Source organism: Nocardiopsis alborubida (assembly GCF_012396365.1).
In the GTDB taxonomy this organism is placed as follows: domain Bacteria; phylum Actinomycetota; class Actinomycetes; order Streptosporangiales; family Streptosporangiaceae; genus Nocardiopsis; species Nocardiopsis alborubida.
The window spans coordinates 85308-91646 of record NZ_JAAXPG010000030.1 but is presented as its reverse complement, the minus strand read 5'-3'; the positions used below and the strand labels follow the sequence as shown (position 1 = coordinate 91646).

At 69.6% G+C, this 6339-nt stretch carries 5 protein-coding genes; 1 reads left to right on the top strand and 4 read right to left on the bottom strand.

The features are described 5' to 3' along the window. Positions 1 to 599 precede the first annotated feature (599 nt). The 4 genes from HGB44_RS25790 to HGB44_RS25775 all read right to left on the bottom strand — a co-directional run bounded on the left by HGB44_RS25790 (position 600) and on the right by HGB44_RS25775 (position 4678). The gene (locus HGB44_RS25790) at positions 600 to 1088 is read right to left on the bottom strand and encodes a hypothetical protein (protein WP_168444146.1); all 489 of its coding nucleotides are present in this window, start codon (positions 1086 to 1088) and stop codon (positions 600 to 602) included. A gap of 28 nt (positions 1089 to 1116) precedes the next feature. Beyond that, complete coding sequence (locus HGB44_RS25785; RefSeq protein ID WP_061082955.1) at positions 1117 to 3576, bottom strand: hypothetical protein; 2460 nt, start codon at positions 3574 to 3576, stop codon at positions 1117 to 1119. Positions 3577 to 3920: 344 nt separating this feature from the next. Further along, complete coding sequence (locus HGB44_RS25780) at positions 3921 to 4274, bottom strand: DUF6507 family protein (protein ID WP_061082954.1); 354 nt, start codon at positions 4272 to 4274, stop codon at positions 3921 to 3923. Next, positions 4271 to 4678, bottom strand: coding sequence for a hypothetical protein (locus HGB44_RS25775; protein WP_061082953.1), 408 nt, complete (start codon positions 4676 to 4678; stop codon positions 4271 to 4273). The genes HGB44_RS25780 and HGB44_RS25775 overlap by 4 nt, the downstream gene beginning before the upstream one ends. A gap of 215 nt (positions 4679 to 4893) precedes the next feature. On the opposite strand from HGB44_RS25775, the gene HGB44_RS25770 reads away from it, so the two are divergent. Beyond that, the gene (locus tag HGB44_RS25770) at positions 4894 to 6279 is read left to right on the top strand and encodes a DUF6177 family protein (protein ID WP_061082952.1); all 1386 of its coding nucleotides are present in this window, start codon (positions 4894 to 4896) and stop codon (positions 6277 to 6279) included. Positions 6280 to 6339: the final 60 nt, after the last annotated feature.

The following is a 6339-nucleotide window of genomic DNA, read 5'->3' as shown; positions in this document are numbered from 1 at the left end:
CGCTCGCCCGCCTGCAAAAGACGCCCCGCATCGTGCGCGCCTTCTTCGGCGACCCGCACCTGTCCTACATCCGAGATGCCCCTCCGGACCACGCATGAAGTACGGAAACTTATGAATTAATTAGTATCGCCGAACTCCTCCGGCGAGCACCCTTCCAACCAGCCGTCGGCCCCCTCGTCCCGTTCCCCGCCGAGACGGAGACCGGAGCCGCCAGAGCCGCTTGAGGACCGGCCGCTAGCGCCGGAAAGCCGATACCCGATCCGGCCACCCTGCGAGTGGGCCCCCTTCCCCGTAGACCCGAACGCGGTGCCGCCCGGCCTGCGCTCCATCGTGTTCACCCACTGACCGGTCCCGGGGGCGGGCCACCGCACGCTCCGCTCCCTCCGGACACGGCGCGCTTCTGCGGCCGGGAGTTCCACGCCGACGAGTGGACCACCGACGACCACCACCACACGCCACACGGCTGGCTTCGCGTGCGCTCCCACACGACCCCCGCCGAGGAATGATGATCCTGCTGTCGTGTCCGCCATGCCCTTTCGCACCCACCTACCGATCCCCCCGAGCGAGCAGGACCGGACACACGATCCTATAAGAAGCACCTAGCAATCTCGCGTTGAGTAAGCAGAACGCAAGGCCGCGATCCTCTCGATTTCAATCTCATATTGACTTCCGCTCTCCGGGTCCAGTTCTTGCATCTGCAAGAAAAAACCCTCCCCCGCATCGATCAAATTCTGAACAAACTCCCCCTCTTGCACCCGGGTTGAGTTATTGAACTTTCCAGACCGAGAACCAATGGATACATGAAGCACACCCCGAGCAATCCTCTTCATTTCCAATTTTATTGGCTGATCGGGAAAGTACGCATGCGAGGAATTATCCGAAGCAAGCTCATTAAGAGAGTTAAGGATGTAGGCCCATAGTTGATCAATGTAGTCCCACATGGCCGTGGTGATCAACGGGGTTCCGTTTACATTTAGCTCCAGAGCCCCCTCCAGGTAATCAGTATCGCCAATTGGACCCTTCCACGACTGAACAGGAACAAAATTCCCGTCTGCTTTCCTCAGAAACGATTTAATACGGACAGACACGCGCCCCCACCTCCCTGGACCGAACTCCCTAGTATACAGGATAAAATTGCCCAACCCTTCCATTCTTAAGCCCAAGCACAAATTTTTCCCCGCCCACCTTCCCAGAAATTTGATACATCCCCAGTGAACCCTTTTCGATCAGCTCCCCCTTTTTTTGATTCATCACCTGCCCAATAGCGTCCACGACATCGTCGATGCTCATGCTTTGCAGAAAATAACTCTGGTCGGCCTTCTTGGACCCGTTCCAATATGCAGGGTGGTGGCGCTCCAATATATGCTTGAGCCCGGACCGGTCGAGCATAAACACAGAATCGCCATACTTCATTATTCTTGAATCAAAATCCCTCAAGTCATTAATGACCCTCTCGGGCAGAGCAGGCCTACTAGGTTCGCGGGGGTCAACTGACTCGGAGTCTTCGGTACCAGCACCGCCGTCATCAAGATCGTTACTGGGACTACCCTCGCCATCACCACGTTCAACTCGCTCGCCACCGAGTCCGTCACTGCTGCCACCCTCGGGAACGGGGCGGCCGCCGGTGGTGCCCCCCCGGCTGGTGTCTCCGTCACCGCCGGGTGTGAAACCGGTGCTGGAGGTGCCGTCCTGGGACGTCCGGGGCGGACCATCGCCATTGCCCGAGTTCGGGTCATGGGAGGCGGTGATCCCGAAGTCCTCGTTTACGAAGCCGCCGAAGTCGGAGTTCTGCGGGCCTCCCACGTTGGCGCCGACCAGCTGGTTCACGCGCAGCCACTCAAGCTGCCTTTCGGCGGGCAGCGCGCGGAACTCCTCCACCGTGTCGACGACCTGCTGCGTCGTCCGTTCGACGTCCCGCTCGTACTCCCGCTCGATCTCCCCTGCGTCCAGACCGAGGGAAGCGAACAGCCTGTTGTTCGGGGCGGCACCAGAGGCACTATCCGCCGTGACGTCCAGCGGCCGGTGGGAGTCCGCCTCGGAGAACTCCGAATCCCGGTCCGCGACGGACTGTTCGTCGTCCCCACGCCGGTGCTCGGAGTCCAGGAACTCCTCCATCTCCGGCCAGCGCTCGGTGCTCGGCGCGTCGAGATGGTGCGGAGCCAGGGAAGGCCGGTCCTCGTCCCCGCGACGCGGCGGACCGGGCTGGTCCGCCGCGGCCAGCACCTCGTGCTCGTCCTCGCGGCGCGGCCGGTCCGATTCACCCGGACGGTCGCCACCTGACCGCCCGTTGCCCGGACGACCGTCGTCCGGCGCGCCGGAGTCCCCTGCGACCGGCGCGGTGACGGGACGCGCGGCCCCCGGCGCACCCGGCTCCGGAACGAAGACGGGCAGGTCCGAACCACCGCCCCCAGCCGGGACGCCGCCACCCACCGGACCGCCCGCCGAGAAGCGGTCGATCAGCGCCGACAGGTCCCCGAACCCCGCCCCGAAGCCCCCCGTGGTGTCGGAGAAGTCGTCGCTGATCTCGCTGAACGTCTGCGACAGGCTGAACCCCGGCCGCGCCGCCGCGCCCGGCTCCCACACCACCTCCGGCCGGTCCACCGGGTCGAGGTCGGGCAGGCCCGAGCCGCCCCGGCCGAGGCTGCTCAGGATCGTCCCTCCCCTGACCGGGAGGGACACCAGGGTCAGCGCCGCGTTCCCGGCCCCGGTGTAGACCGTGTACGCGGGCCGGTCCTCCCACTCCCGCCACGGCACGACGTCGTGCGCCACCTCGGTCCAGGCCGCACCCGCGTTGGCCCGCCACGTCTGGCCGGAGCGCTCGTCCGAGTCGAACGGGTTCATCCACCCGTCCTCGCCGTAGAGCCCGGCGAGCGAGCCGAGCCCTTCGAGGGTCTCCTGCTTGTGCGTGAAGAAGTTGTCCGTGGCCTCACCGACGCTGTTGGCCCACCCGCTGCCCTCGCGCCACAGGCCGGTCCAGGCGACCGCCCCCACGCCCACGTCCCAGAGCATGCCGGGGCCGAAGTTGTCCCACTGGGCCATGAAGGCGTCGGTCGCCCAGTCCGCGGGCCAGGGCTTCTCCGAGTACTCCAGCTGGTGCCAGGTGTCCTCCATCGCCCGCTGCCAGTCGGCGAGGCTGGTGAGGTCGTACGCCACGTCAGGGACGTCGTCCGGGTCCAGGCCGTAGACGATCTCCCCCGCGCCCGGCGCTTCGCCGCTGGCCGCGACGTAGGAGTTACCGGAACCGGAGACGGCCGAGATGGCGTTGGCGCAGGTCCGCTCCGCCTCCTGGAACGTGGCCCAGACCCCGTTCACCTGGAGCTTCAGCCTGCGGTTCTCCGCATAGTCGAGGGGGTTGGCGCTCCAGTGCTCCTTGTCCCTCATCTCCTCGGCGAAGGTCGTGGCCTCGTCCTTGAGCGCGTTGAGGGTGGTCTTGGCGGTCTGCGCCGCTTCGGCGAAGGTGTCCAGCGCGCTGGCGACCGTGGTGACGTCGTCCAGGATGGTCCCGCCCTTGGCCGCCACCGGACCCATCGCGGCGAACAGGGTCTCGGACTCGGGCGCGGTGTAGTGGGGCTGCAACCCCTGCCAGGTGGACTCGTTCCCCTCCCCTCCCCTCCCTCAGCGACCTCGCCCGCGGCCGTGCGCATGGCGGAGACCGCGCCCTGGAGGATCTCCACGGAGGTCCCCGGGATCGGGATGGCCCCGGGAACGATCAGGACATCGAAGTCCATGTCCAGCGGCTGCTGGTTGCGGGGGTCGGGGACGGGACTCATCACGTCGACGGGAGGCACGTCAACTCCGGGGGGTGGTGGGGGAACGGGGGCTCGGGGGCGGCTTGGCGCCCGGAAGGGCCGGAACTCGGGCTACGCACCGGGCGGGCCGGGGAGGCCCGCGCGGCGGAAGGAGCGGGGGCGGCCCTCCGTTCACACGGGCGGGTTGAGGGGGTCGAGGGTGTCGATCGAACCGGCGTTGCCCTGCGCCTCGGCGGCCATCTCCTCGTCGCCGAGGAGGTAGGCGTCCACGGCGAGCGCGCATCCCTCCATCGCCGAACCCGCGCGGGCGACCGTCTCCTCGGCCATGCCGCCGACGTGCTCCAGGAAGTAGTACAGCTCCGTCTCCACGGGCCCGCTGCACGCGGCGGTGGCGGCGTCGAGGATCTCGTCGCCGGTGGTGGTCAGCGAACCGTCCAGGGCCTCGCCGCCGCCGTCGCCCACCTGGCCCAGCACGTCGTTGAGCACGACGCCCACCGAGGGCGCGTCGATGTTCCATCCGCTCATCGGTTCTCCTCGTTCGTCGCGGGGGCGGGGGCCACGGCCGCCGGGCCCGAACCTTCTGCCGGAGCCGTGACCGCCTCCCGTGCCGTCTTACCGGCGAAGCGGTCAGCGCGGAAGGTGTCCGGGGGCACGGGGGCGGGGCCGTGACCGGAACCGGCCAGTTCGCGCTCCGCCCGGACGATGCCCGCCTCCATCCGGTGGAGCGCGGGCCGGACGGCCTCGATGATCCTGGTCAGACGCGTGCCCAGCTCCTCGCTGCGGTCGCGCATGCGCGCGGCCAGCACCTCGTGCGCCCCAGGAGAGGAGGCGGGGGGCACCGTGGGCTCGGCGGAGGACCCGGTCGCGACGCCTGCCGCCGGCTCCGGGGCATCCGGTGGCTCCGCCGGTTCCACCAGCTCGAACTTCACGTGCTCCCCTTCCGTCCCGCGCCTGAGTGCCCATCTCCGCGCTGCCCTTTTGTGCGTATTATGCCGGTATCCAACGACAGACAGTGATGCGTCTCTCGCGCAGGATGTCCGTCTCGGTACCGCGTTCCTTGACACGGCGCGGAACGCTCCCCCCAGCCCCGAAGCTCACTCCCCTTCCCCCGCACCCCGATCCCCCGACCCGCCAAGGAGAACGGTTGAGCTACGACGTGGTGGCCCTGCTCGCCGCCGAACCCGGCATGCGCGCGATCTCCCGGGCCCTGCGCGAGGCCGGTCCCGAACTGCTGGTGCGCGTGCTGGACAGCGGCAACGTCCTCCAACTGTGCGACACCGACCGCCGCGTCCTGGCCGCGCTCGAACCCGCCCAGCTGGTCGAGTCGCGCGGCGAGGTCGCCCGGCTGCTCGGCGGGGAGGCCGCCGTGAACCTCCCCGAGACGTGCTGGTGGACCGAGATCCGCGCCCGTCCCGACGAGGCGGGACGCGAGGCCGCCCACCGGCTCGCCGACGCCCTCGCCCTGCGGCTGGGCGGCGGCGTCTGGACCTCGGGCCGCGCCGACTTCTCCCTGTGGGAGGAGAGCGGGCACCCCGCCGTCGAGGCCGCCGCCGAGAAGGCGGTGGTCGTCGCCCAGGACCGCGAGGTCGTCCCCCTCTCCTCCTGGATCCTCGACGCGGTGGCCGCCCACGGCGCACAGGGAACGGCACTCCAACTGCTCACCCCGAGGACCTCCCGGCTCACCTACGCCCTGCGCACCCTGCTCACCCAGCCGCTGGCCCGCTGGGCCGTGCGCGCCGAGGACGGGAGCTGCTTCGACGGCGTCAGCGGCGTCCCATTGCGCTGGGACCCCGTACACGCCTACGTTCCCGTCCCACCGGAGGAGGGCGCGCCCGAACCGGCGGAGGGGTTCCTGGACGACTCCCCGACGGGCGCGCACCTGGTCGTGGACCTGTCGGTGCGCCACCGCGAGTCCTTCGCCCCTCCCCTGGGCCGGGCCGTGGAGGTGGTCGCCGAGCACCTGGCCGGGGCGCTGCCCGCCGGGTGGGGCGAGCACGAACCGGCGCTCGCCCCCTGGGAGCGCGAGCGGCTGGTGCGGTTGGCGCGCCACCGCGCGCCGAAGGGGACGATCCTCCAGTTCTCCGGACCGCACGGGACGGGTCACCCGTTCACCGGCGGCGTCCGCGTCGGCTGGGACGGGGGTCGGGGCACCGAGCGGATCTCCATGGCCGTCGGCTACGGGGACGAGTCGGCGCAGCCCCTCGACGCGCTGCCCGGCCTGGTGGCGACCCTCGCTGAGGAAGGCCTGCTGGACGTGCTCCACGTCCGCAGGGCGCGCGGACGCCGCGACGTCACGTACGAACCCCGCTGGCACGGGCTGGCCGTCCCGGTCGGCATGGCCCTGGGCCCGGACGGGGTGCGCCGCGCGGGCGTGGAACACGCGCTGGGCGGACCGCTCCCCGGCACCATGTTGGGCGGGGAGGACGCCCCCGCGGTCTGGTACCCCGTGCCCGAGGACGCACCGCGCCACCTCGGGAGCCGGGCCGTGGCCGCGCAGACGCGGCACCTGGCGGCGGCTCCGTCCGCCTGACCGGCACGTCCGGCCCTCCCCGCACGGGGAAGCCGGGGTCGGCCGCGCCACCATTCTCAC

What these genes read in the sequence shown, in the direction of transcription:
- HGB44_RS25780 (WP_061082954.1), bottom strand. Translation starts at nt 4,274, where the DNA reads ATGAGCGGATGGAACATCGACGCGCCCTCGGTGGGCGTCGTGCTCAAC.